The sequence below is a fragment of the Streptomyces mutabilis genome (genome assembly GCF_046628145.1).
In the GTDB taxonomy this organism is placed as follows: domain Bacteria; phylum Actinomycetota; class Actinomycetes; order Streptomycetales; family Streptomycetaceae; genus Streptomyces; species Streptomyces mutabilis.
Genome location: NZ_CP176875.1, coordinates 104135 through 127941, shown reverse-complemented (window position 1 = coordinate 127941; position 23807 = coordinate 104135). Strand labels below are relative to the sequence as shown.

Sequence of the window (23807 nt, the reverse complement as noted above, 5' to 3'; positions counted from 1 at the left end):
TCCCTTGTCTCCTCTTCGCTCTGGGGTCGGGGTCTTCTGGCGGGTTCGGGTGATCGTCCGGGGTCAGACACCCGCGGTGACGCGGGCCGGGCCGAACCAGCTCTCCAGGGCCGCGGTCAGGCCGGCGCTGCCCGGCCCCGCCCAGGCGACGTAGCCGTCGGGCCGCACCAGCACGGCGGCCGGCAGCCGCGCCGGCCCGCCCGACGCGTCGGCGGGCGCCCAGGTGCCGGTGACGATGTCGACGCGGTCGGACCAGGCGGCCGCCCGGTGGCGCGGTCCGTCGGTGCCGTCCGGGGCTTCGGTGCCGCCCGGGTCTTCGGTGACGATGAGGACGCCCCGGCCCGGACGCAGCAGTTGCGCGACGCGGGCGCGGTTCCCGTCGGGCAGGTCGAGTGCGTGGTCGGGAGACAGCCGGCGGCCCAGCAGGGGGTGGTCGCCGGGGCAGGTGTCGTAGCGGACCCCGAGGCCGCTGACCATGCCGGCGAAGTGCTCCGCGGCGTTCTTGTCCTCCATCAGCTCGCGCAGGACGGCGCGCAGCGGGTCCATCTCCTCGTCGCTGAGGTAGAGGGCGGTGGCGGCGTGGGTGTTGCGCAGCAGCTGCTCGCCGAGGGGGTGGCGCTCGGCGTGGTAGGTGTCGAGGAGGGTTTCGGGGGCGCGGCCGGTGGCCACCGCGGCGAGCTTCCAGCCGAGGTTGGCCGCGTCCTGGATGCCGGTGCTCAGGCCCCAGCCGGCCAGCGGCGGGGTGGCGTGGGCGGCGTCCCCGGCGAGCAGGACGCGGCCGCGCCGGTAGGTGGTGGCCAGGCCCGCGCCGTTGCCGAAGGCGGCCATCCAGCGGGCGCTGCCGTGGTGGATGGACTCGCCGGTCATGCGCTGCCAGGCGTCGGCGACGTCGGTGAAGGTCAGCGTGGCGGTGTCGGGGTGGGGCGGCAGGCTCCGGTCGTGGATGAGGACGCGGTGGTAGCCGTCGCCGAGGTCGACGCACAGGACCATGCTGCCGCCGGGGACGTGCTCGCCGGTGGGCCGTTGGCGCGGCTCGATGCCCTTCACGTCGGCCATGTACATCCCGCGGGTGGACTCCCAGCCGGGGGCGGGGATGCCGGCCAGGGTGCGGATCGTGCTGTCGGGGCCGTCGCAGCCGACGAGGTAGGCGGCGGTGTCCCGGTGGCGGCCGTCGGGGCCGTCGAGGACCAGCTCGACGCCGTCGGCGGTCTCGGTGAAGGCGACGGCCTCGTGGCCGCGCCGGACGGTGACGCCCAGTTCGCCCAGCCAGTCGGTGAGCATCTGCTCGGTGCGCGACTGGGGCAGGCCGAGCACCCCGTGGTGGCTCTCGTCGAGCATGCTCAGGTCGAAGCCGACACCGCCGAAGTGGCCGCTCCGGCCGCGGCGGAACTCGCCCAGGCGGGCGAGCAGGCCGCGCTGGTCGAAGATCTCGGCGACGCGCTTGGTGAAACCGAGGGCCCGGGATTCCCCGGACGGCGCGGGCAGTCTGTCGTAGACGGTGACCTCCGCGCCGCCGAGCCCGAGTTCACCCGCGAGCATGAGACCCACGGGACCGGCGCCGACCACTATGACGCGAGTTTCCACAATCCGCTCTCCCTTTGCAGCGTCGAAGACACATATCCGCCCACGACGTCGAGCGCCGATGTGACAGCCATCATGACATGAATGCCACTCGCGAAATAGTCGCGCCAGCGGACTCCGGCAGCCTTACGCGTCCGGATCGAGCATTCGGGGACTTTTTCCTGAGGGCTTCTCGAGCGATCCTCAAGCGAAAACAAAGCGTTGCTCAAGCGGACTTCGAGTGGAATTCGAGAGCGGGCTCGGAAGGCAGGACCGGGGCCTCCCAGTCGATGCGGTGGGTGAACTGCCAGTCGAGGGGCTCGGGCTTGAGGTCGCGCGCCGGGCGGGCGAGCGGGCTGGCCTTGCTGGCGTTGGTGCGGGCGGCGAGGGCGATGATCCGCTCCACGCGGGCCCGCCGCAGTCCCTCGTACGCCGTGAACGCCTGGTCGTAGGGCAGGTCGCGCAGGCAGCGCGCCAGTTGCACGGAGCTCTCCACGGCCTGGGAGGCGCCCTGCCCGGAGCTGGGGGAGGCCGCGTGCACGGCGTCGCCGACCAGCACCATCCGGCCGCGGCTCCAGGTCGGCACCGGCGGCATGGTCTCCAGCGGGCCGGTGATCAGCAGGTCGGCCGCCTCGGTGCGGGCCAGCAGGTCCGCGGCGGGCGCGCAGTGGCCGGCGAACGCCTCGCGCAGGCGGTCCAGCCACCGCTCCGGCGAGGTCCGCCGGGCCTCTGCCAGCGTCAGCGGCTCGGGGTGCGGCAGGTTGACGAACCAGCCCCCGGAGCCGTCGGCGTGCACCAGGTGACCGAAGGAGCCGGCGGGGCCGTAGCCGACGTGCAGTCTGCCGCCGGTGCCGGGCAGCCCCGTCTCGGCCAGCGGGGCCGCGAAACCGAGCAGGCCGGCGTACTGCGGGCTGGGGGCGGCCGGGTCGACGAGGGCGCGCACCGTGGAGCGGATGCCGTCCGTGCCGATCAGGATGTCGGCGCTCTCCTCGGTGCCGTCGTCGAAGCGGGCGGTGACGCCGTCACCGGTGTCCTCGGCGGCCACCAGCCGCTTGCCGTGCCGGGTGCGGATACCGCGGCGGGTGGCCTCGTCGTACAGCGCCCGGTACAGCGCGCCGCGCCAGACGAAGCGGGACGGCGGCAGGTCGGCCGGCAGGGTGATCTCGCCGAGCGGTTCGCCGTCCGCGCTGTGCAGGACGGTGCCGCGCATGGGGGTGCCGACCCGGCGGATGACGTCGCCGGCGCCGATCGCGTCGAGGGCGTTGACTCCGTTGGGGGCCAGGCTCAGGCCGCCGCCGATGCCGTCGGCGGTGACGTGGTACGCCTCGCGGACGCGGGCTTCGACGCCCGCGCGCTGAAGCGCCATGGCCGTGGTCGAGCCGGCGATGCCACCGCCGATGACCAGTGCGGTACGGATGTGGGAGGTCATAATTCCTGCCTCGGTCGGTCGGGGGCCGTCGGTCGGCCGGCTGCGGGGCGCGCGGACGGCTTCTGCATCGGCCGTGTACGGGCGTCGGTCCGGGATTTATCGACCTGCGCCGGCTGATCGCGGGAGGGATTCCTGGCCCGGCCGACTTACCCGGCGAGGGTAATTCAGCGGGTGTCTTCCGACAACACTCGGCGGATTGACCGTGTTCGACTGCGGAATGCCGAGGTTGAGCAGTCGGGCGTTCAACTGTCCGCGTTTTCCGCATTGACCGCCGCCGAAATCGGCGACTAGTTTCCCGGGCGGAAAAAGCTGGCAGGAATGTGCCCCTGGGGGAGTGTGTGATGCACAAGGTCGTATCGCGGGACGGCACCACCATCGCCTACGAGAAGGCCGGCGAGGGACCCCCCATCGTGCTGCTCGGTGGCGGTTTCCGCGACCACACGGCCTTCGACACGCTCGTCCCCTACCTGACTCCCCACTGCACCGTGTACGCCTACGACCGGCGCGGGCGCGGCCAGAGCGGGGACTCCCCCCACTACGCGGTCGAGCGGGAGATCGAGGACCTCCAGGCGGTCATCGACGGGGCGGGAGGCCGGGCGGCGGTGTTCGGCGGTTCCAGCGGGGCGATCCTGGCACTGGAGGCGGCCCTCGCCGGGGCGGCGATCAGCAGGCTGGCCCTGCTGGAACCGCCCTACCGGGTCCCGGGTTTCCGCACGCCGCCCGCCGGTTTCGCCGGACACCTGGACGCGCTGCTCGCCGCGGGGCGGCGTGGTGAGGCCGTCGAGTACTTCCTCGGCGAGCACGTGGGCTTCCCGCCGGAGTGGATCAAGGAGTGGAAGGACAGCCCGCTGTGGTCGTCCAACGAGGCGCTGGCGCACACCCTGCCCTACGACACCGCGGTGATGGGTGACGGCCGGGTGCCGGTGGAGCGGATGGCCGGGATGCGGGTGGAGACGCTGGTCGTCAACAGCGACCACACCAGTGACTGGCTGCTCGCGGCGGCCGAGGCGACCGCGGCGGCCCTGCCGGACGGGCGCCGGCTGGAGCTGCCCGGAGTGTGGCACCGGGTGCTGCCGGAGGTGCTCGGGCCGGTGCTGGTGGATTTCGTCACCGCCTGATACCGGCCGGCGCGCGGGCAGGGCGCGCAGTCCCCCCTGCCGGGGCCGCGACGGGGACGGCCTCGGGGAACATCGGTACAGCGGTTGGCGCTGAGAACGATCATGGTCAGGGGGTAAGTGCGCTGACCCGGTTCTCGTACTCTCGGCGGGCCTGGAGCTGGGCAGATTCCCCGTGGACTTAGACGTGACGGATGTAGGCGGGCGCTGTCGGGAACCAGGTTCGCCACCGAGGGCCCCCTTCCGTACGGAGGATCGGGATCGGACCCCATCTGTCGTCGAACCCTGTCAGCAATCGCCATCGGATCTGATGGTTCGCGCTGCTGTGAACCCCCGGATTGCACGGGTTCATTGGACGCGTCGCCTGCCTGTCGGCAAACGATCGTTTACCGACAGCGACGCCCCGCACGGTCGCGGCCCCGCGGGCCCCTCCAGCGCTGGGACGGCGGCGTACGAATGCCGGCTTCGGATCAGGCTGGTCGATCGGAGGCATAGCGGGCGAGCGTGGTCTCGACCGCTTGCTCGACGGCGTAGCGGATGTCGGAGGCTGTGGGGTTCCAGTCGGTCAGCAGCATGCGGGGCCACAGGACGTAGTTGGCGATCATCCCGAGGAACTGGTTAGCGGCGCTCTCGGTGTCCGGAACGTCGGCGTTACCGGCCTCGTGCTCCGACTCCAGGTAGCGCTGGACAGAGGTGAAGTAGGGCAGCTTGCCGAGCTGGAACTGCATCCGTCCCAGTTCGGGGAAGCGAGGCAGCTCGGCGATGACGATGCGGAACAGGGCTGTCATGCCGGGCCGGCCGATCAGGTCGGCGTAGCGGTGGCCGATGGAGGTCAGGCCGGAACGCAGATCTCCGGCCTGAGGTCGCGCGACGGCGCCGGTGGCGTCACGCTGCCATGACTCGGTGACGATGGCCTCGAAGAGGGCTGCCTTGGTGGGGAACTGCTTGAACAAGGTGGACTTCGAGACTGCCGCCCCTTCGGCAATGCGCGCGAGGGACGTGCCGTCGTAACCGTGGTTCAGGAAGAGGTCCGTGGCCGCGGAGATGATCGCCTCACGCTTTTGCTGGGCGAGACGGCGGTGGTGTGCGGAGAGCTCTGCTGCCATGCGTGCAGTATGCCCCAGATCCGAGGCGAGTCACTTGACTCGCCTCTTTCGGGCTGCCTACGCTGCAATGGAAAGGCGAGTCAATTGACTCGCATCTGATGGCGGTGCCCGATGTCTCTCTGGTGCCGTGTGATGGGGGAGTAGCGGATGACAGCCGACAGGATCGCTTTGGTGACCGGTGCGAACCGTGGTCTGGGCCGGAGTACGGCTCTTGCGCTGGCGGCGCGCGGGGTGCGGGTGGTGGTCACTCATCGCGGTGATGTGGCCGGGGCCGAGGAGACGGAGCAGCACGTGCACGCTGCGGGTGGGACCGCCGCTGTCGTGCGTCTCGACATCAGCGACGTCTCCTCTTTTGGAGCCTTCACTTCCGAGCTGAGCGGACTGCTTGAGCGCTGGGGGGCTTCGCGGCTCGATATCGTGGTCAACAACGCGGGGGTGGGTGTCTTCGGCCCACTGGAAGCTGTCACGACCGACGACTTCGACACGGTGTTCGGCACGAACGTGCGGGGCACGTTCTTCCTCATCCAGTCGCTTGTGCCACTGCTGGCGAAAGGCGCCCGCGTCGTCAACGTCTCGTCGTCGTTGACTCGCCACACCAGCCCCGCGACCTCGGTCTACTCCGCCTCGAAGGCCGCCGTCGAGGCCCTGAGCCGCACTCTGGCCGCAGAACTCGGCCCCCGAGGTATCCGGGTCAACTCCATTGCCCCGGGGCCGACCGCCACCGACTTCAACGGCGGTGCCATGCGGGATGACGGCGGTATACGCCAGGGTCTGGCCGGGCAGACCGCGCTTGGCCGCGTCGGCGAACCCGAGGAAATCGGCGACGCCGTCGCCACGCTGGCGTCCGACGGCCTGCGCTGGATGACCGCCCAGCGCATCGAGGTCTCCGGCGGCGCCCTCCTGTGACCGACCGGGCGAGTCTGTTTCGGGTCGCAGGCAACGGCGCGCCGGATTCATTCCGCGCCAGTCTCGTCTTCATCCAGCTCCGACGCGTCCGGGTCGCGCAGCGGGCCCCGGGCGGTGGCGGCCCCGGCCGGGGCCCGTGCGGTGGTGCGGGGCTACCAGGGGACCGGACCCGATTCGTCCTGGGAGGTGCCGGTGGGGCCGTCCGGGGGGAGCAGGGCCAGGCGTACCGCTGTGACGGCGCCCTGTTCGACCGTCTGGTGGCCGCGGTGGTTGTTCATGTCGGTGGCGGTGAAGCCGGGGTTGGCCGCGTTGACCTTGATCGGGGTGTCGCGCAGTTCCCTGGCGTAGGCGAGGGTGAGGGCGTTCAGGGCCGTCTTGGAGGACTGGTAGGTGACCAGGTTGTAGTCGCCGAACCCCCCGGAGAGGTCCGCGTTGAGGGTCAGGGAGCCCACGGTCGAGGACATGTTGACGATGCGTCCGGCCGGGGAGCGGCGCAGCAGCGGCAGCATCGCGTTGGTCACCGTCAGCACACCGAAGACGTTGGTCTCGTAGACCTCGCGCAGCTGCTCGGCGGTGGCCGCGCTGGGCGGGCCGTGGAACGTGCCGTTGACGCCCGCGTTGTTGACCAGGATGTCCAGACGGCCGTACCGCCCGTCGATCGTGGCGGCCGCGTCCGCGACACCGGCGGGGTCGGTCACGTCCAGCGGCAGCGGGTGCGCGTCGATTCCCTCGGCGGCGAGCGCCTCGGCGGCGAGTTCGCCGCGCCGCGCGTCGCGGGCGCCGAGCAGCACGCTCACCCCCCGCGCGCCCAGCTGACGGGCGATCTCCCGGCCCAGGCCCTTGTTGGCGCCGGTGACCAAGGCGATCGGGCCGCCTTCGGGGTTGCCGGTCATGCCGCCGTCACCCCCTCGCCGAACCAGTGGGCGAGCGCGTCCGTCAGTCCCTCGGCGCCGCGCCCGTCCCCCGCCCAGGCGACGTATCCGTCCGGGCGCACCAGCAGGGCGGCGGCCCGGCCGAACGGATCGTCGGCGCCGGCCGCGACCGGGGAGACGGTCACCACGTCGACCCGGTCCCGCCAGGGGCCGGCGGCCCGGCGCACCCGGGCGTCGTCCGTCAGGTCGAGCAGCACTCCGCGCGCCGTGTGCAGCAGCTGCGAGGCCGTGCTCTTCACGCCCGCCCCGTCGACCAGTTCGGCGTCCGGCAGCCGCAGGCCCAGCAGCGGGTGGTCCGGCGCCGTCATGGCGTACCGGATGTCCAGGCCGGTGACCATGCCGATGAGGTGCCGGCGGACCTCGGGCAGCTCCATCAGCTCGGCGAACAGTTCCCGCACCGGCCGCATGTGCTCGCCGGTGATGTACAGGCTGCGCTGGGTGAGGGTGTTGACCAGGACGCGGGCGCCCACCGGGTGCCGCTCGTCGTGGTAGGTGTCGAGCAGGTGCCCGGGGGCACGGCCCTTGACCGCCAGCGCCAGCTTCCAGCCGAGGTTGACCGCGTCCTGCACGCCCGCGCTCATGCCCTGTCCGCCGATGGGCAGATGGATGTGCGCGGCGTCGCCGGCCAGGAACACCCGGCCGCGCCGGTACTGGCTCGCCTGCCGGGTGGCGTCCGTGAACTTGCCGATCCAGCGCGGTGTGCCGCCGCGGATGTCCTCGCCGGTCAGCCGCAGCCAGGCGCCGGCGACCTCGTCGAAGGAGGGCGGGGCGTCGCCCTTGCGGGGCACGACACCGGCGTCGTAGTAGGTGACACGGAAGGTGTCCGGGCCCTGCTGGAAGGCGAGCACCATGCCGCCGGGCACCCGCTCGCCGTTGGGCCGCGGACGCACCCCGGTCACCCCGACCACCTCGGCGAACGCCATCTCGATGGTGGCGTCGTGGCCGGGGAAGCCGATGCCCGCCCGCTTGCGGACGGTGCTGCGGCCGCCGTCGCAGCCCACCAGGTAGGCGGCGCGCAGCCGGACCGGGCCGTCCGGACCGGACGCCGTCACCTCGACGCCGTCGCCGTGGTCGGCCAGGCCGGTCACCTCCCACCCCCGGCGCACGTCGACGCCCAGTTCGCCGGCCCACTCGCCGAGGACGGCGACGGTCAGCGACTGCGGCACGCCCTTGGCGCCGTAGGAGCCGCCCGGCACCTCCCGGTAGTCGAGCGGGACGCCGCCGAAGTGGCCGATGTCGATGGTGTCGAAGCCGCCGAAGCGGGGCAGCAGCCCGCGCTGGTCGAAGGTCTCGATGGTGCGTGCCGTGAAGCCGAGGGCGCGGGACTGGTCGGTCGGCTCCGTCGACTTCTCCAGCACGACGCACCCGACGCCGGCCAGCCGCAGCTCGCACGCCAGCATCAGCCCGACGGGACCGGCTCCCACCACAATGACGTCGGTGTCCACGGCTTCGGTGTCCATGCGGCTCATGTCGCTCCCAGGTGAGGATCGGGTGAGGTGGCCCGTACGCCGGTCAGCGCCCGGTCGACCAGGGCGCCTGCCGCGCCGGTGCAACCGGCCGGGTCCAGCAGGGCGGCGGTTTCCACGGGGTCCAGTACGCCCCGCAGCTGCGGCATCTCGGCGAGGACGTCGGCGAGATGCCGGGAGGTCTCGGCGGCCCGCAGCGACGCCTGCGTCAGCAGCTCCCGGGCGGCCGTACGGCCCAGCCGGGGGGCCAGGGCGGCGCTGACGCGCTCAGAGGCGATCCGGCCGCCGGTCGCCTCGAGGCCGGCGCGCATCCGGTCCGGGTGGACGGTGAGGCCGCGGGTCAGTTCCACCGCCGTGCGGGCGGCGCCGCCGGCCAGCCGCAGGCACTCGCGCAGCGGCTGCCACTCGCTGTGCCACACGCCCGCCGACCGCTCGTCCTCGGTCACCAGGCACTGCGTCAGCACCGAGGCCAGCGCCGGGACCTGGAGGGCGGCGGAACGGATCAGCGTCGCCAGGACGGGGTTGCGTTTGTGCGGCATCGCGGAGGACGCGCCGCGGCCCGCCGCCTGCGGTTCGGTGACCTCGCCGACCTCGGTGCGGGCCAGCACCAGCACATCCGCCGCGATCTTGCCGAGGGCGCCCGCGGTGTGGGCGAGCGCGGCCCCCAGGTCGGCGATCGGGGTGCGCAGGGCGTGCCAGGGCAGCACCGGGGCCGCCAGGCCGGTCTGGGCGGCGTAGGCGGCGGTGAGGTCGTCGACGAGCTCGGCGGCGTCCGCGTCCTGGCCGGCGTGGGTGAGGTAGCCCGCCAGGGTGCCGGCCGCGCCGCCCAGGGACACCGGAAGGCGGCCGGCGACCCGTTCCAGCCGCTCGGCGGCCTCCAGCGCGAGCTGTCGCCAGCCCGCCGCCTTGAGCCCGAAGGTGGTCGGTACGGCGTGCAGGGCGAGCGTGCGGCCGGCCATCACCGTGTCCCGGTGCTCCGCGGCCAGCGCGGCGAGCGCGTCGGCGGTGCGGTGCAGGTCGGCGACGATCAGGCGCAGCGCGCGCCGGGCGACGAGCATCGCGCCGGTGTCGAACACGTCCTGGCTGGTGGAGCCCCGGTGGACGTACTCGACGGCGTCGGGGGCGTCGGCGGCCACCACCGCCGTCAGCGCCTTGACGAGGCCGACGACCGGGTTGGCCGTCTCCCGTGCGGCTAGGGCCAGGTGACGAAGGTCCAGGCGTTCGGCACGGGCCGCGGCGGTGATCGCGGCGGCGGCCGGGGCGGGGACGGTGCCGCAGTGGGCCTGGGCGCGGGCCAGGGCCGCCTCGGCGTCCAGCATCGCCTGCAGCCAGGCCGTGTCGCCGACCGCCGCCTCCACGGGGGTGCCCGCCCTGACCGGGGAGAGCAGACCGCTGTCCAGGTCGGGGGCGGGGTGGACGGCCGTGCCCCCGTGGGGGGCGGTGTCCGTGCCGCCGTGGCGGGTGGTGTCCGTGCCCTCGTGGCGGGCGGTGTCCGTGCCGCCGTGGTGAGTGGTCGTCATGCCGCCGCCTTCGTCGTCGTCCCGTTGTCCAGCGACGCCCGGCGTGCCCGTACGGCCGCGCGGTCCCCGGTGTCGGACAGCGCGGGCGACTCCAGTACGGCCGCGGCGATCGCGTCGGAGTCCTCCAGCGTCACCGAGCCGACGCCCGGCCGGATGCCCGCCGCGGTCACCCAGTGCACGGACTCGGTGGGCACGCCGTGGGCGAAGCGCCGCGGGTGGGGCTCCCCCCGCGCGTCGAGCAGGTGGTAGGGCCGCTCGGTGACGGCCAGGCCGCCGGTCTCGTACGGGACGCCGCCGCGGGCCGGGACCCGGAAGGGGCGGCACTGCCCGGTGCGCAGCAGGTGCGCCATCAGGGGGTCCGCGGTGCGCCGCAGGTCGATCTCCGGCAGCCGGCTGTCGATCAGCGTGGTGGCCGCGACCAGCACGCCCGGGACGTCGCTGGTGCCGGTGAAGCGGCCCCGGTCCTCGTCGGTGCCGGCCCGCGTCCCGGGGCCGAGGACCTCCAGCACCCCCGCGTCCATCAGCGCGCCCATCTCCTCGATGCGGGAGGCGGGCGGGCCGATGGACAAGTAGGCGTTGAGCGGCGTGTACCAGCCGTCCAGGTCCTCCCGGTGGGAGTCGGCGTCCAGGCCGCCGTGCTCGACGGCCAGGCGGACCTCGTTGCGCAGGTCCCGCAGCACGTCCAGGGCCGCCTTGAGCGGTCCGGAGACGTTGCCCCGGCGAGCCTGGCGCACGTCCTCGTCGAGATGGCCGCGCAGCCAGGACCGGAAGGCCGCCAGGTCGGGAAAGGAGCGGCCTGCGCAGGGGCGGGCGACCAGGTCCCAGTCCCAGCGCTCGGCCGCGTCGATCCCGGCGGCCCGCAGCACTTCCTCCCGCTGCGGGCCGGGCTCGGCGCGCAGGTAGCGGGCGGCGAAGCCGGCTGCTACGGCCGGCGTTCCACGGGTGGCCAGCAGCGTCTCGTAGTAGACGCTCTCGACCTCCCCGGCGATCAGGGGCCACAGGTCGGTGGCGAAGCGGATCGGGCCGCGGCCCGGGGCGCGCAGCGCCGCGACGCGCTCGGCGGTCAGCAGGCGCGGGAGGTGGCGGCCGTGGGCGCCCTTCTCGTTCTCGCCGCGTGCCTGGTACGGCACCCCGCGCCGGGAACCGGCGTACAGGCGCGGTTCCCGGCCCGAGGGGCGGTAGACCAGGCGGCCGTCGACGCGTTCGAAGACCCCGCCGCGGGCACGGGTGAACAGCGCCATGTAGTCGAAGAAGTTCAGGCCCAGGCCGCGCAGCAGCACGCTCTCGCCGGGCGCGACGGACGACAGGTCGACGTCGGCGGGATTGGCGGGGGCGAGGTAGGTCAGGCCGTGCCGGGAGGCGAAGGCGGCCAGTTCCCGTTCGGCGGGGCCGGGGAGGACGGGCAGGTGCCCCTGCGCCAGCACCACCGCGGACAGGCCGGTCAGCCGGGTGCCGTCCTCCAGCAGCACGGTCTGGGGCGGTGCCGCACCGGGCGTGCCGCCGGCGTCGTCCAGGGCGACGGCGCGCTGGGCGTGGACCCGGACCGTCACGTGCGCCGCGGCGTTCGCGGTGACCTGCTGGAACACCCAGGCCAGGTACCGGCCGTACAGGGCGCGGGTGGGGTAGCTGTCCGGGCCCAGGTCACGCGCCTCGGCGAGCGTCTCGTCGTCGTACGCCGCGCCGCGGCCGGGGGCGAGCGCGCCGGGGCCGATCGCCTTGGCCCACTGGTAGAGGCTGGGCCCCTCCTCGAGCGGGCCGGCGATGCTGACGCTGGCGTCGGTGTAGACCGTCACCTGGGAGGCGACGGTGTTCATCAGCAGGTGCCGGGACTGCGAGGGCCGCCACACCTGGCCCGGGCCGGGCGGGCCCGGGTCGACGACGTGCACGGTGACGTGGTCCCAGCGGGGGGACGCGCGCTCGTGGGCGCACAGCCGCTCCAGCACGGACAGGCCGCGTGGTCCGGCGCCGACGAGGCACACTTCCGTACGTCCGCTGCTCACAAGGACACTCCGCTCGGCATACGGGGGCGGGCGTGCGGCGCGTCCGCGGCGGCGGCCGCGCGGCGGACACACCGGGTGCCGTCCCCGAAGGTCTTGGTGAATTCCCGGGGTTCCGGGCAGGGAGGACCGGCCGCCGTCATCGGCAGCCCCGCTGGGGGTCCGGTGAACCGTCCCGCTCGCTCGTGCGCGTACCGTCCACAGCGCCTCCTTCCGACGCCACGGTCGGCCGGAGCGCTCAAACGGGGCTCAATCGGCACTGGGGCGGGAGCGCGGGCCGGGGCGCGGGTCCCGGGCACGGGGCCGGAGCGCGGGCCCGGAGCGCGGGCCCGGAGTCGGCGGGGCGGTGCGGGGCGGTGCGGGCATACGCGGTGGTGCGAGTGCGAGTGCGAGTGCGGGGCGCACGCGCGGCACCTCCCGTCGCCGGGGGCGTACGGGAGGTGCCGGGTGGTGCTGCGCGGGGTCGCCGCACGGTCAGCCGCTGTCGTGGGCCCGGTCGGCGGGGTCACCGCGCGGGGGCCGTGGCAGGGGGACTTGGGCTGCGCGGGGTGGCCGCGCACCGGTGGCGGGGACGCCGGATGCGACGCCCGGTCCCCTCGGCTGAAGCGGGACGGCCGCGGCCGGCGCGGGCCGGTCGCGTCCCGTTCGTTGACGCCCCCTCAGTCTTGGCCGGGGCGGCCGAGTTCCGCTCGAGAAGCGCCGGAGGCCACTGACCTGCGCAGGGCCACCTCGCGCACCAGGAGCCCGGCCAGCAGGGCGAGGGCGCCGGCGAGGGAGCCGACGAGGAAGGCGCTGTGGGTGCCGGCGGCGGTGGCGTGACGGTAGGCCTCCTGCACCGCGGGCTGCAGGCGGGCCAGGCTGGCCGCGTCGAGCTGGGCGTGGTCCAGGGCCGGCCGCCCGGGCGTGCGCTCGGCCATCACCTCCAGGACGCGGCGGTTGAACAGCGCGCCCATGACGGCGACGCCGAAGGAGCTGCCCAGCATGCGGAAGAGCGTGACGGCGGCGGAGGCCACGCCGATGTCCCGGATGTCCACACTGTTCTGCGAGACGAGCATGACGACCTGGAGCAGGCAGCCCAGGCCCGCGCCGAGCACCGCCATGTACAGCGCCGCCTCGGTGCGTGAGGTGGAGGTGTCCATGGTGGACAGCAGCAGCATGCCGGTCAGCATCAGCGCGCCGCCCGCGACCGGGAAGGCCTTGTAGCGTCCGGTGCCGCTGGTGATGCGGCCGGCCACCATCGCGAGGACGATCATCGCGCTCATCATCGGCAGCAGCAGCAGCCCGGAGTTGGTCGCCGACACCCCCTGCACGGCCTGCTGGTACAACGGCAGGAACAGCACCGCGCCGAACATCACGAAGCCCATCACGAACCCGGTGACCGACATCAGCGCGAAGTTGCGGTTGCGGAAGATGTGCAGCGGCAGCACGGGCTCGGCGGCCCGCGTCTGCCAGAAGACGAACGCGCCCAGGCAGAGCACCGCGGCGGCGCACAGTGCGACGATGACGTCCGATCCCCACGCGTACTCGGTGCCGCCCCAGGTGGCGACCAGGACGACGGCGGTGATGCCCGCCATCAGCAGTGCCGCCCCCGGATAGTCGATGCGGGCACTGGACCTGCGGGACGGGAGCCGCAGCACCAGTACCGCCAGGACGAGGACGACCGCGCCGATCGGCAGGTTGATGTAGAACGTCCAGCGCCAGCCGAGGTGGTCGGTGATCGTGCCGCCGACCAGCGGCCCGCCGATCATCGACAGGGCCATCACGGCCGCGAGCATGCCCTGGTAGCGGCCCTGCTCGCGCGGCGGCACCAGTTCGCCGACGATCGCCATGACCCCGGCCATCAGGCCGCCCGCGCCGAGCCCCTGGATCACCCGGAACCAGATCAGCTGGGTCATGTCCTGGGCCATGCCGCTGAGCGCCGAACCGACCAGGAAGATCACCACGGAAATGAGGAAGAGCCCCTTGCGGCCGTGCAGGTCGCCGAGCTTGCCCCAGATCGGGGTCGCGGCGGCGGTCGCCAGGGTGTAGGCGGTCACCACCCACGACAGGTGTTCCATGCCGCCCAGGTCGCCGACGACGGTGGGCATCGCGGTGCCCACGATCATGTTGTCCAGCTGGGACAGCAGCATGGCGATCATCAGCGGGAGCAGCATGAGCCGTACGCTCGGCCCGCCTGCCTCCGGCTGTGCTGTGCCCGCCGCCTTGTCGATGGTCGTCGCCACGGTGCTCACCTCGTTCGATCGGGCTGTCCGCGCGGGCGCGGCGTGGATCGCCCGCCGGCCGTGCTGGGCGCCGCCCGGACGGCGCGGGCACCGCGCGCGGTGAGCAGCGCACGGAAGTCCAGCAGGGTCCGCTCGTGCGCCGCTCGCGTCCCGCTCACCGCCTGCCGCACCCCGCATGTGCCGCCCCGCCCGGATGAGCTGGGCTTTCCGTGCCCGCCCCCGCTCGTGCGCGGCGGCGGGAGCCGGTGGGGCGGGCCGGGACGGGGCGGTGTCAGGGGTTCGTCAGCCCCGTGTCAGGAGGCGTTGCCAGGGTCCGTGCGGGGCCCTGCCCCGGCCCGACAGCCCGCCGTGTCCACGAGGAGTCGCGGTATGACCCATCAGACCGTGCGTGTGCATCACGACAGCAGCTCGGAGCGACTGCTCGCCCTGAAGGACGCGCTGGGCGAGGCACCCGTGGAGCGGGTGCGCCTGGCCGACCTGACGGCCTCGTTCACCCCGCGTTCCGGCGGGGTGGACGGCGAGTGGGCGCTGGCCCTGGCACACCTGGAGAGCGAGCTGCCGCCGATCGTCGTGCACCGCCCCACCCTGTCCGTCATCGACGGGCTGCACCGGCTGCGGGCCGCGCGCCTGAAGGGCCGTACGCACATCGCGGCGCGCTTCTTCGACGGGTCCCGGCAGGACGCGGCCCTGCTGGCGGTCGCGATGAACGTGGCCCAGGGCCGGCCGCTGTCCCAGAGCGACCGGGCGGCCGCCGCCGAGCGCATCGTCGCCGCGCGGCCCCAGTGGTCGGACCGCGCCATCGCCGTGGTGGCGGGGCTGTCCGCGAAGAAGGTGTCGGAGCTGCGGGCACGCATGGAAGGACTGCCGCGCTGCGAGCGCCGGGTCGGCCTCGACGGGCGGGCCCGGCCGCTGAGCACCGTGCAGGGGCGGGAACTGGCCGGGGAGCTGCTGCGGGCCGACCCCACCGCGTCGCTGCGGACGATCGCGCGGCGCGCGGGGATCTCCCCGGCGACCGTCGCCGACGTACGCGACCGGCTGCTGCGGGGTGACGATCCGGTGCCGCCGCGCCAGCGCGGCCTGGCGGCGGGCGGGCGCGGCGCGCGGGAGGGGCGGGAACCGGGCGGCCGGGACCGGGAGGAGGAGACTCGGTCGGCCGAGGAGCTGATCACCCTCTTCGAGGCGCTGCGGCGGGACCCGTCCCTGCGGCTGAACGAGATGGGCCGCAGCACGCTGCGGATGCTGGAGGCGTGTGCGCTGCTCGCCCGCGACCGGGGACGCATCATCGCCAATCTGCCGCCGCACTGCACCGGGCAGCTGGCGGAGCTGATGCGCGGCTACGCGGACCTGTGCCAGGAGTTCGCCGAGGAACTGGGCGACAGCGCGGTCCGGCCGGGCCCGGCCCGCTGAGGCCGGCCGCCCGCCCGGGGGCTCCGCCGGACGTCCCGGGCCCTTGGGCGGACGTCGGGCCCTTGGGCGGACGACCGGAGCCCGGACCCTGGACGACCGAACCCAGACGACCGGAGCCCGGCCCCGCCTCAGCGGTGACCGAGCCTGAAACCCACTCCCCGTACCGTCACGACCCAGCCGCTGTCGCCGAGTTTGCCGCGCAGGCTGCTGACGTGGGTGTCCACCGTGCGCCGCGACCAGGAGTCCCCCCAGACCTGCTTGAGCAGCTGCTTGCGCGGGACGACCGCGTCGGGGTGCGAGGCCAGCAGGCACAGCAGGTCGAACTCCTTGCGGGTCAGGGCGACCTCGGTCCCGTCCACGCTGACCCGGCGGGAGTTGACGTCGATGCGCAGCGAGCCGTGGCGGATCTCCTCCACGGCGGCCGGCTGCCACTGGGCGCGGCGCATCACGGCCTCGATCCGGGCCATCAGCTCGCGCGTGCCGTAGGGCTTGGTGACGTAGTCGTCGGCGCCGGCCTGGAGACCGAGGACGCAGTCCAGTTCGGACTGGCGGGCGGTGACGATGATGACGGGGACGCGGCTGACCGAACGGATGGCCCGGCACACCTCCAGCCCGTCCAGGTCGGGCAGTTCCAGCGCGAGCAGCACCAGATCCGCGTCCGCGTGCCGCTGAAGGGCCGCGCTGCCCTGGGTGACGCCGACGGGCTCGTGGCCGTGCCGGCGCAGCTGGTCGGCCAGCGGGTCGCCGCGGTCGGGGTCCACGACCAGGACGCGCCACGCCGGGGCCGCCACGGCCGGTGCGGACACGGGCGGTCCCTGGGCCGGCCGGGCCGGCCGCGGGGCGGGTGTCCGCGGCTCCGGCAGCACTTGTGCCGTCATCGTCTGACTCATGCCTTCCCCCAAGGGTCCTGCACGGCCGATGCGCGCTGCCGCGTGAGGCAGCCGGACACGGCCCGCCCCGCGCAGGCGGTCACCGGGCCGTGCCCCCGCCTCCGACCCTACGGACCGGCGGTCGAGTCCCGCTGAAGCGCGAGGCTCGACCGCGTGGAGCGGCGGTGCCGCCCGCGGCGCCGCTACGGGTTGAGCACCCACGCCGAGTTGTGCGGGGTGAAGCCGATGTGCGGGTAGTACTCCGTCGCGGCGGGCGCCGACAGCAGCACGATCTTCGCCGTCGGGGCCTCCTTGCGGGTGGCGTCGATCAGGGCGCGGCCGATGCCGGAGCGCTGGTACCCGTCCGACACCGCGATGTCGGACAGGTAGGTGACGTAGGAGAAGTCGGACACGCTGCGGGCGATGCCGATGAGCGTGCCGTCGGTGTCACGGGCGGCCAGGACGAGGTTGGCGTTGCGCACCATCGCGGCCATCCGCTCCCGGTCGTCGGCCGGACGCCGCTGCCCCAGGCCCGACGAGCGGTACACCTCCAGCACCTCGTCCAGATCCAGGGCGGCGCCTTCCACCCGCTCAATCGTCCAGTTCACGGAGCTTCTCCAATCGGCTGCGCAGTACGTCGTGGTGGGTGAGGAAGCGCTCGGGTCCGAGCGGGGGCAGGTCGATGCCCTCCTGGGCGAGAGTGGCGGCGAAGTGCTCGCCGGTGGCGATCGTGCGGTTCGCCGCGGCCTGCACCGAGCGGTAGGCCCGCTCGCGTTCGGTGCCCTCGCCCAGCAGCTCGGCGAGGACCGACGAACTGTAGACCAGGCCGTCGGTGGCGTCGATGTGGGCGCGCATCCGCTCCGGGTGCACGGTCAGCGACTCCACCAGCTCGGCCGCCTTCGTCGCCTGGAAGTGGCCCACGGACAGGCTGTCGGGCAGGATGACCCGCTCCACCGACTGGTGGGCGAGGTCCCTCTCGTGCCACAGCGCCACGTTCTCCAGGGCGGTGGTGGCGTAGCCGCGCAGCAACCGGGCCAGGCCGCACAGCCGCTCGCTGGTGGTGGGGTTGCGCTTGTGCGGCATGGCGCTGGAGCCCTGGTAGGCGCCGGCCCGGGGCTCCTCGACCTCGCGGACCTCGGTGCGCTGCAACAGCCGCAGCTCCAGGGCGATCTGCTCGATGCACGCGCCGAGCGCGGCGACGGCCTGCAGCAGCTGGGCGTGCCGGTCGCGGGCGACGACCTGGCTGGGCACCGGCTCGACGCCGAGGCCGAGCGACCGGCACACGTGCGCCTCGACGGCGGGGTCGATCAGCGCGTAGGTGCCGACCGAGCCGGAGATCGTACCGACGGCCACGGCGTCGCGGGCGGCGGCCAGCCGGGTCAGGGAGCGGTCGACGGCGAAGGCGTAACCGCCGAGCTTGTGGCCGAACGTGGTGGGCTCGGCGTGCACACCGTGGGTGCGGCCCACCATCACCGTGTCCCAGTGGGCGAGCGCCGTGCCGGTCAGGGCCCGCCGCAGCCGCCGTCCCGCCGCGACGAGCAGGTCGGTGGCGCGGGCCAGGGTGTGGCCGAGGGAGGTGTCGACCAGGTCGTAGCTGGTCATGCCGAGGTGCACCCAGCGCGCGGAGGACTCGGGGATGTTCTCGCAGTACGCGGCGAGGAAGGACAGCACCTCGTGGTCGCGTTCCTTCTCGAACTCGGCGACCCGGGCCGCGAGCGGGACCGGGGCGCGGCGCATGTCCGCGAGCGCTTCGGCGGGTACGTGTCCGAGCCGCACCTGGGCCTCGGTGGCGAGGATCTCGACCTCGGCCCAGGTGGCGTAGCGCGACTGGTCGGCGAAGAGGTCCGCCATCTCGGGCAGGGTGTAACGAGGGATCATCGTCGGCCTTCGTCCGGGGGCTGGTTGAGGGAAAGGACGGGGGACCCGGTGCGGTGGGAGGCGCGTCCACGGCCGCACCGGGCCCGGTTCCGGCGGCGCTCAGTACGCCCCGAAGTACTCGCGCTGCTCCCACTCGGTGACGCGGCCCGGCACGGGGGCGGCCTGCGCGCACCAGCCCTCGAAGCGGCGCAGCTCGCTCTCCTTGAGCTTGGCCAGGCAGGCGGCCAGCGGTGCGCCGAGCAGGTGCCCGGCGCGGCCGGCGGTGAAGGCCCCGAGCGCCTCCCGCAGGGACTGCGGCACCACCTGGCCGGGACCGTCTCCCGGGCCGTCCCCCGAGCCGGCGGCGGCGCCGGCCAGGCCGTCGAGGCCGGCGGACAGCTGGGCGGCGATGTTCAGGTACGGGTTGGCGCACGGCTCGCCCACGCGGTTCTCGATGTGGGTGCCCGCCCCGCTGCCGACCACCCGCAGCATCGCGGTGCGGTCCTCGACGCTGCAGCCGACGCGGGTGGGGGCGAGGGAGTGCTCGGCGGCCAGGCGCCGGTAGCCGTTGACGGTGGGCACGGACAGCATGCACAGCTCGCGCGCCCAGGACAGCAGGCCGTCGGCGTACGCCTTGCCCTGCGGGGACAGCCCGCCGGTGAGGCCCTCGGCGCCGAAGACGTTGCGGCCGGTGGCGTCCTCCACCACGGACTGGTTCAGGTGCCAGCCGCTGGGGTCGGCGGCGTCCAGCAGCGGCTGGGACATGAAGGAGGCGTGGTGACCGAGGCGGGCGCACAGCCGCTTGGTGTGGGTGCGGAACAGCAGCATCGCGTCGGCGGTGTCCAGGGCGGACATGGGGCTGAAGGTGGTCTCCACCTGGCCGGGACCCGACTCGTGCTCCATCGACCTCAGCGGCAGGCCCAGGGCGAGCAGGTCCAGGGCGAGGGGGTCGGTGACGGGGGCGACGGTGTCGTAGGCGGCGTCCAGGTTGAACTGGTAGCCGGCGTTGACGGCGGCCACGCGCGGCGCCCGGCCCTGGAGGCCGAAGCCGTTGCCCTGGTTGCCGGGCTCGTCGTCGAGGCGGCGGGTGAGGTACCACTCGACCTCCAGGCCGAGCACCGGGGAGAGCCCCTGCTCGGCGTAGCGGCGCAGCACCCGGCGCAGGACGGCGCGCGCGGACAGCGGGTGCGGGGTGCCGTCGCGCAGGTACTCGTCGCCGATCACCCAGGCGGTGCGCGGGCCGTCGCCGGGCAGCACCTGGAAGGTCAGCGGGTCGGGCACCAGGACGAAGTTGCCGGCGCCGGCGATCTCGTCGACGCCGATGCCGTGTTCGCCGAGGAAGTCGACGGCGACGGCGTGCCCGGTGTCGAACAGGAACGGGCCGGGACTGAAGTTCATGCCGTCGCGCAGCACACCGCGGAAGACCTGCGCGGTCAGCGTCTTGGAGCGGGCCAGACCGTGCGGGTCGGCGAAGGCGAGCCGCACGAAGTCGACGTCGTCGAGGGCGGCTTCGACGCGTTCGGCGGCGGCGAGCTGCCCGGCGTCCCACAGCCCGTGGTCGGTGACGAACGACGGGTGCCCGACGCCGCCCTCCGCGACGGGGGCGGACCATGACCTGGCATACATGGTTCAGAACGTCCTTTCACCGGTGGTGACGGGGATGGGGCCGGTCGCGGGCGGGTGCGGCAGCGGCGCCAGCATGGCCTCCAGGCGGCGGGCCACCGTCAGGACGAGGTCGTCGGCGCCGACCGGGCCGACCAGCTGCACACCGGCCGGGAGACCGGAGCGGGTCAGCCCGGCGGGCAGGGACACGGCCGGCTGCCCGGTCATGTTGTACGGGTAGGAGGCGGGCGCCCAGGCCAGCCACATCAGGTCGCGCGGGTCGGACGCCCAGTCGGGACCGATGGCGCCGGCCTCGAACGGCTCGATCGGCACGGTCGCCATGGCGAGCAGGTCGTAGCGGTCCATGACCGAGCGCAGGGTGGCGCGCAGGTTCTGGCGCACCTCCTCGGCCTGGATGACCCGCACCCCGCTGAGGGTGCGGCCGTGGCGGACGATCTCCAGGCGTCCCGGGTCGCAGAACGCCTCGTGCTCGGGCGGGGTGCCGGCCGCCTCGGTGGCGGCGAGGATGTCGACGACGGCCGGGTAGAGGTTCTGGCAGCGCACCTCGACGTCCTCGACCCGGTGCCCCTCGGCGACGAGCAGCTCCTTGCCCTGACCGGTGACCCGGCGGATCTCCGGGTCGGTTCCCTCGTACTCGATCCAGCCGATCCTCAGGGCGCGCAGATCGCGGGGGGAGTCCAGGGAACCGAGCCCGGAGTCGGGGTCGGTGGGGTGGGGGCCCGCGATGACCTGGCCGAGCAGCCCGGCATCGGCGACGCTCGCGGCGAGCGGCCCCTGGTGGGCGAGGCGGTCGGCGCCGTTGGGCCAGTAGGGCACCCTGCCGTACGACGGCTTGTAGCCGACGACGCCGCAGAACGCGGCCGGAATCCGGATGGAGCCGGACCCGTCGGTGCCGAGCGCCCCCTCGCACAGTCCCGCGGCGACCGCGGCACCGGCGCCGCCGGAGGAACCGCCGGCGGTCAGGCGGGGGTCGTAGGGGTTGCGGGTCGGCGGGGCGACGCGGCCGACGGTGGAGGCGCTCCAGCCGAACTCGGAGGTGGTGGTCTTGCCGACGACGACGGCGCCGGCCGCGCGCAGCCGGGCCACCGCGGGGGCGTCCTCGCGGGGGCGGTCGTTGGGCAGCAGCGAGCCGCGGGTGGTGGGCAGGTCGCGGGTCTGCAGCAGGTCCTTGACGGAGACCGTGACGCCCAGCAGCGGCTGGTCCCACCAGGCCTCGCGGCCGCGTTCGCGGATGCGCGCGTCGGCCCGCTCGGCGGCCCGCAGGACCTCGTCGCCCGCGACCGCGACGTAGGCGCCCACAGCGTCCTGCTCGCGGATGGCGGTCAGGACGGACCGGACGTGTTCGACGACGGTGATCTCCCCCCGGGAGAGGAGGTCCTTGATGTGGCTGATGCCGAGGGCGGTCATCGAACTCTCCTGTCCTTCAGCGGCGCTCGGGGAGCGGAACGGGGCGGGGTCCGCCGTGCGCGTCAGGACGACGCACGGCGGACCGGTCCGGTCTCGGTGGAGGCCGACGCGGGATCGCCGCCCGCGATGGCCGACCAGTGCCAGGGCGAGTCGAACGCGGTGACCTCGACCGGCGTGCCGGCCGCGGCCAGGGCGGCGGCCAGGCCCGTGGCCCGGCCCACCAGCGCGGAGACCCGGTGCACGGCGAGCAGGTCCTGCTCGTCGAAGGGGGTGCCCGCGCAACGCAGCAGCCGCAGGTCGATGAAGCCGTCGAAGACCCGCCCGGCCACCTCGACGGCCTGCGGGGAGCGGATGGAGAACCGCACCTTGTTGTTGACGTGGCCGTGGTGGTGCTGGTCGGAGTAGAACGCGACGTCGGGGATCGTCGGCGGCACGAAGTGGTCGCGGGCGGCCACCTCGTCGGTGCGGGGCAGGTTGCCCGCGATGAAGTGCCAGGAGTTGTACTGCATGCGCGAGGACATCGCCCAGGCGGCGTCGGCGAGGGCGGCCGCGGAGCCGCCGTAGTGCCGTGCGGCCGACGGGTCGGGGACCACGCAGCAGAAGAAGCGGGTGATGTCCCAGTCGCAGATCTCCGGCCAGCGCTCCTCGCGCAGCGCCTCGATCAGGGCGGGCAGCGACCGCATGCCGCGGCTCATCGTGAAGTCGGCCTCGAACACCTCGGTGACCGCGGCCACCGTCTCGTGCACGAGGTGTTCCAGCCCGGTGCCGAAGCCGCCGGCCGGGCCGGCGAGCCAGCCGGGGGCGGCGGCGAGGTCCTCGCCCAGCTCGTGCAGAGTGGCGCCGGACAGCGGCAGCCGCTCGGTGAGCCGGGCGACCATCGCGTCCTCCCGGGCGCGGGCCCGCTCGCCGGGGGCCTGCGCCACGCGTTCGATCTTGTGCATCAGCGCGCCGTGGATCTCGCGGTACAGCTGGGCTCCGCGTCCGGCCTCGGCGCGCCGGGTGCGCAGCGCCACGGCGAGGTCGTTCAGGGCCGCGACGGTGCGAGCGGCGGCGGGCGCGACCGGCGTGCCGCCGGGGACGCCGTTGTAGCCCCGCCTGATCCGCTCCAGCATGTGGGCGACGTGATCGACGGTCAGCTGGGTGTTGTTGGCCTCCTCGACGCGGCCGAAGCCGGCCGAGCGGATCAGCAGGGTCAGGCAGACGATCAGCTGGACGTCGTGGTCCGACCACAGTTCGAGGGGCAGGCCGCGCAGGCTGCTGAGCACGCAGTCCGGGTGGCCGGGCCACAGCGTCTTGCCGGTGAGGTTGTTGGCCTCGCGGAAGTTGGTGTACTGCCGCTCCTGCTGGTAGAGCACGAACGGCGCGTTGCGCAGCGCCGCTTCACTGACCTGCGCCAGCAGCTCGTCGCGGCCCTCGGGTCCCTGCTCGTCGAGCCAGCGCCGGCAGTCGGCCGTGCTCTCCGCCAGGCGGGCGGCGGCGGCTCGCATCCGCTCCCCGTAGGCGCGCAGGGCGCGCTTCGTCCAGGGCACCCGGCGCACGCCGCCGACCAGGTCGTCCTTGCGCAGCGGCCCCTGGGAGGGCACGCGCAGCACGATCCGGCCGGAGGCGGACAGGCCGATCTCCCCGAGGAACGCGGTCTCCTCGTCGTCCGGCCGCGCGTCGGGGGCGTCCCCGGCCGCGGTCGGGCCCGAGGTGCCCGGCGTGTCCGCAGTGCGCCAGGTCAGGCCGCACAGCGCGTGCAGCGCGGCCTCCTCGGGCGCGGTGAGCGCGCGCAGCTGGACGTCGGCGGGCACATGGCCGTCGAGGGTCAGCAGCACCTCGACGAAGGAGCGCAGGCCGTCCGCCTCCTCGGCGCGCTGCCAGGTCTGCCGCAGCAGGCCGGGGAACCCCGCCTCGGGGTCGAACTCGCGGTCCGGCTTGACGGTGCCCGCGGGAATGCCCAGGCGGCTGGGACGCCGGCTGATCCGCTTGCGCGCGTTGATCTGGCGGCGTGATTCGCCCCGCTCGGTCAGCCCGCTCATTTCGTGTCCTCGGCGGTCAGCTCGATGTGGTTCCACATCGTCTCGTCGGTCGGTGTCCAGTCCTCGTCGACGTAGATGCAGTCGACGGGGCACTCCAGGACGCACGCCGGGCAGCCCGAGCACAGCTCGGGGATGATCACGACGTCGAGGCCGCGGTCGAAGATGGCCCCGAACTCCGCGGGGCAGCTGCGCAGACAGGTGTCACAGGTGATGCACTCGGACTTCTCGATGCGGCGCGGCGGTTTCTTCCAGTTGTCGGGGCGGGTGCGTCGGGCGATCCGCTCGGCCCGCCCGGACAGCGCAGCCGACGAGGCGATCTTTTTCACGGGCAGGGACCCCTCTGGTGAGTCTTCCGGCGCAGCCGGAAACC

At 73.9% G+C, this 23807-nt stretch carries 18 protein-coding genes; 3 read left to right on the top strand and 15 right to left on the bottom strand.

The window, feature by feature from the left end; all coding sequences use genetic code 11:
- Positions 1 to 63: 63 nt before the first annotated feature.
- Together ACLIN4_RS36645 and ACLIN4_RS36640 are read right to left on the bottom strand one after the other, a co-directional pair.
- Positions 64 to 1584 (bottom strand): FAD-dependent monooxygenase, encoded by a 1521-nt coding sequence (locus ACLIN4_RS36645; RefSeq protein ID WP_411576829.1) that lies wholly within the window; start codon positions 1582 to 1584, stop codon positions 64 to 66.
- A gap of 202 nt (positions 1585 to 1786) precedes the next feature.
- The gene (locus ACLIN4_RS36640) at positions 1787 to 2989 is read right to left on the bottom strand and encodes an FAD-dependent monooxygenase (RefSeq protein WP_411576828.1); all 1203 of its coding nucleotides are present in this window, start codon (positions 2987 to 2989) and stop codon (positions 1787 to 1789) included.
- Positions 2990 to 3330: 341 nt separating this feature from the next.
- On the opposite strand from ACLIN4_RS36640, the gene ACLIN4_RS36635 reads away from it, so the two are divergent.
- Positions 3331 to 4107 carry an alpha/beta fold hydrolase gene (locus tag ACLIN4_RS36635; protein WP_107478502.1) on the top strand — a complete coding sequence of 259 codons (777 nt, stop codon included), beginning with the start codon at positions 3331 to 3333 and terminating at the stop codon, positions 4105 to 4107.
- A gap of 467 nt (positions 4108 to 4574) precedes the next feature.
- On the opposite strand, the gene ACLIN4_RS36630 is transcribed toward ACLIN4_RS36635, so the two are convergent.
- The gene (locus ACLIN4_RS36630; RefSeq protein ID WP_107478501.1) at positions 4575 to 5210 is read right to left on the bottom strand and encodes a TetR/AcrR family transcriptional regulator; all 636 of its coding nucleotides are present in this window, start codon (positions 5208 to 5210) and stop codon (positions 4575 to 4577) included.
- A 147-nt stretch (positions 5211 to 5357) separates the two neighbouring features.
- Between ACLIN4_RS36630 and ACLIN4_RS36625 the strand changes: the two genes are divergently transcribed.
- Positions 5358 to 6116 carry an SDR family NAD(P)-dependent oxidoreductase gene (locus ACLIN4_RS36625; protein WP_290014314.1) on the top strand — a complete coding sequence of 253 codons (759 nt, stop codon included), beginning with the start codon at positions 5358 to 5360 and terminating at the stop codon, positions 6114 to 6116.
- A gap of 152 nt (positions 6117 to 6268) precedes the next feature.
- On the opposite strand, the gene ACLIN4_RS36620 is transcribed toward ACLIN4_RS36625, so the two are convergent.
- The 5 genes from ACLIN4_RS36620 to ACLIN4_RS36600 all read right to left on the bottom strand — a co-directional run bounded on the left by ACLIN4_RS36620 (position 6269) and on the right by ACLIN4_RS36600 (position 14253).
- The gene (locus ACLIN4_RS36620) at positions 6269 to 7009 is read right to left on the bottom strand and encodes an SDR family oxidoreductase (RefSeq protein ID WP_307653654.1); all 741 of its coding nucleotides are present in this window, start codon (positions 7007 to 7009) and stop codon (positions 6269 to 6271) included.
- Positions 7006 to 8508 carry an FAD-dependent monooxygenase gene (locus ACLIN4_RS36615; protein ID WP_290014347.1) on the bottom strand — a complete coding sequence of 501 codons (1503 nt, stop codon included), beginning with the start codon at positions 8506 to 8508 and terminating at the stop codon, positions 7006 to 7008. Before ACLIN4_RS36615 ends, ACLIN4_RS36620 begins: the two co-directional genes overlap by 4 nt.
- A 5-nt stretch (positions 8509 to 8513) precedes the next feature.
- Positions 8514 to 10034, bottom strand: coding sequence for a 3-carboxy-cis,cis-muconate cycloisomerase (gene pcaB, locus ACLIN4_RS36610; RefSeq protein ID WP_411576827.1), 1521 nt, complete (start codon positions 10032 to 10034; stop codon positions 8514 to 8516).
- Positions 10031 to 12034: an FAD/NAD(P)-binding protein gene (locus tag ACLIN4_RS36605; protein ID WP_411576826.1), complete on the bottom strand. Its 2004-nt coding sequence runs from the start codon at positions 12032 to 12034 to the stop codon at positions 10031 to 10033. Before ACLIN4_RS36605 ends, pcaB begins: the two co-directional genes overlap by 4 nt.
- Before the next feature lie 656 nt (positions 12035 to 12690).
- Positions 12691 to 14253, bottom strand: coding sequence for an MDR family MFS transporter (locus ACLIN4_RS36600; RefSeq protein ID WP_257101685.1), 1563 nt, complete (start codon positions 14251 to 14253; stop codon positions 12691 to 12693).
- 369 nt (positions 14254 to 14622) lie between these two features.
- On the opposite strand from ACLIN4_RS36600, the gene ACLIN4_RS36595 reads away from it, so the two are divergent.
- A complete protein-coding gene (locus tag ACLIN4_RS36595; protein ID WP_290014320.1) occupies positions 14623 to 15660 on the top strand; it encodes a ParB/RepB/Spo0J family partition protein in 1038 nt (345 codons plus the stop codon).
- A gap of 128 nt (positions 15661 to 15788) precedes the next feature.
- On the opposite strand, the gene ACLIN4_RS36590 is transcribed toward ACLIN4_RS36595, so the two are convergent.
- The 7 genes from ACLIN4_RS36590 to ACLIN4_RS36560 form a co-directional block, all read right to left on the bottom strand.
- Positions 15789 to 16550, bottom strand: coding sequence for a response regulator transcription factor (locus ACLIN4_RS36590; RefSeq protein WP_107478498.1), 762 nt, complete (start codon positions 16548 to 16550; stop codon positions 15789 to 15791).
- 182 nt (positions 16551 to 16732) lie between these two features.
- Positions 16733 to 17137 carry a GNAT family N-acetyltransferase gene (locus ACLIN4_RS36585; protein ID WP_107478497.1) on the bottom strand — a complete coding sequence of 135 codons (405 nt, stop codon included), beginning with the start codon at positions 17135 to 17137 and terminating at the stop codon, positions 16733 to 16735.
- On the bottom strand, positions 17121 to 18380 hold the full coding sequence (gene purB, locus ACLIN4_RS36580; protein WP_411576837.1) for an adenylosuccinate lyase: 1260 nt from the start codon (positions 18378 to 18380) through the stop codon (positions 17121 to 17123). The genes ACLIN4_RS36585 and purB overlap by 17 nt, the downstream gene beginning before the upstream one ends.
- A 126-nt stretch (positions 18381 to 18506) precedes the next feature.
- On the bottom strand, positions 18507 to 20012 hold the full coding sequence (locus ACLIN4_RS36575) for a glutamine synthetase (RefSeq protein WP_369181389.1): 1506 nt from the start codon (positions 20010 to 20012) through the stop codon (positions 18507 to 18509).
- A gap of 3 nt (positions 20013 to 20015) precedes the next feature.
- Entirely contained in the window at positions 20016 to 21416 is a 1401-nt protein-coding gene (locus ACLIN4_RS36570) for an amidase (protein WP_381943979.1), read from the bottom strand.
- A 62-nt stretch (positions 21417 to 21478) separates the two neighbouring features.
- Positions 21479 to 23437, bottom strand: coding sequence for a hypothetical protein (locus ACLIN4_RS36565; protein ID WP_411576825.1), 1959 nt, complete (start codon positions 23435 to 23437; stop codon positions 21479 to 21481).
- A complete protein-coding gene (locus ACLIN4_RS36560; RefSeq protein WP_218835342.1) occupies positions 23434 to 23763 on the bottom strand; it encodes a 4Fe-4S dicluster-binding protein in 330 nt (109 codons plus the stop codon). The genes ACLIN4_RS36565 and ACLIN4_RS36560 overlap by 4 nt, the downstream gene beginning before the upstream one ends.
- Positions 23764 to 23807 lie beyond the last annotated feature (44 nt).

Excerpts from the sequence above, each read along its gene's own strand:
- ACLIN4_RS36590 (WP_107478498.1), bottom strand. The coding sequence starts at position 16,550 with ATGAGTCAGACGATGACGGCACAAGTGCTGCCGGAGCCGCGGACACCC.
- ACLIN4_RS36635 (WP_107478502.1), top strand. The coding sequence starts at position 3,331 with ATGCACAAGGTCGTATCGCGGGACGGCACCACCATCGCCTACGAGAAG.
- ACLIN4_RS36595 (WP_290014320.1), top strand. The coding sequence starts at position 14,623 with ATGACCCATCAGACCGTGCGTGTGCATCACGACAGCAGCTCGGAGCGA.
- ACLIN4_RS36565 (WP_411576825.1), bottom strand. The coding sequence starts at position 23,437 with ATGAGCGGGCTGACCGAGCGGGGCGAATCACGCCGCCAGATCAACGCG.
- ACLIN4_RS36570 (WP_381943979.1), bottom strand. The coding sequence starts at position 21,416 with ATGACCGCCCTCGGCATCAGCCACATCAAGGACCTCCTCTCCCGGGGG.
- purB (WP_411576837.1), bottom strand. The coding sequence starts at position 18,380 with ATGGCGGACCTCTTCGCCGACCAGTCGCGCTACGCCACCTGGGCCGAG.
- ACLIN4_RS36620 (WP_307653654.1), bottom strand. The coding sequence starts at position 7,009 with ATGACCGGCAACCCCGAAGGCGGCCCGATCGCCTTGGTCACCGGCGCC.
- ACLIN4_RS36625 (WP_290014314.1), top strand. The coding sequence starts at position 5,358 with ATGACAGCCGACAGGATCGCTTTGGTGACCGGTGCGAACCGTGGTCTG.
- ACLIN4_RS36640 (WP_411576828.1), bottom strand. The coding sequence starts at position 2,989 with ATGACCTCCCACATCCGTACCGCACTGGTCATCGGCGGTGGCATCGCC.
- ACLIN4_RS36575 (WP_369181389.1), bottom strand. The coding sequence starts at position 20,012 with ATGTATGCCAGGTCATGGTCCGCCCCCGTCGCGGAGGGCGGCGTCGGG.
- ACLIN4_RS36615 (WP_290014347.1), bottom strand. The coding sequence starts at position 8,508 with ATGGACACCGAAGCCGTGGACACCGACGTCATTGTGGTGGGAGCCGGT.
- pcaB (WP_411576827.1), bottom strand. The coding sequence starts at position 10,034 with ATGACGACCACTCACCACGGCGGCACGGACACCGCCCGCCACGAGGGC.
- ACLIN4_RS36630 (WP_107478501.1), bottom strand. The coding sequence starts at position 5,210 with ATGGCAGCAGAGCTCTCCGCACACCACCGCCGTCTCGCCCAGCAAAAG.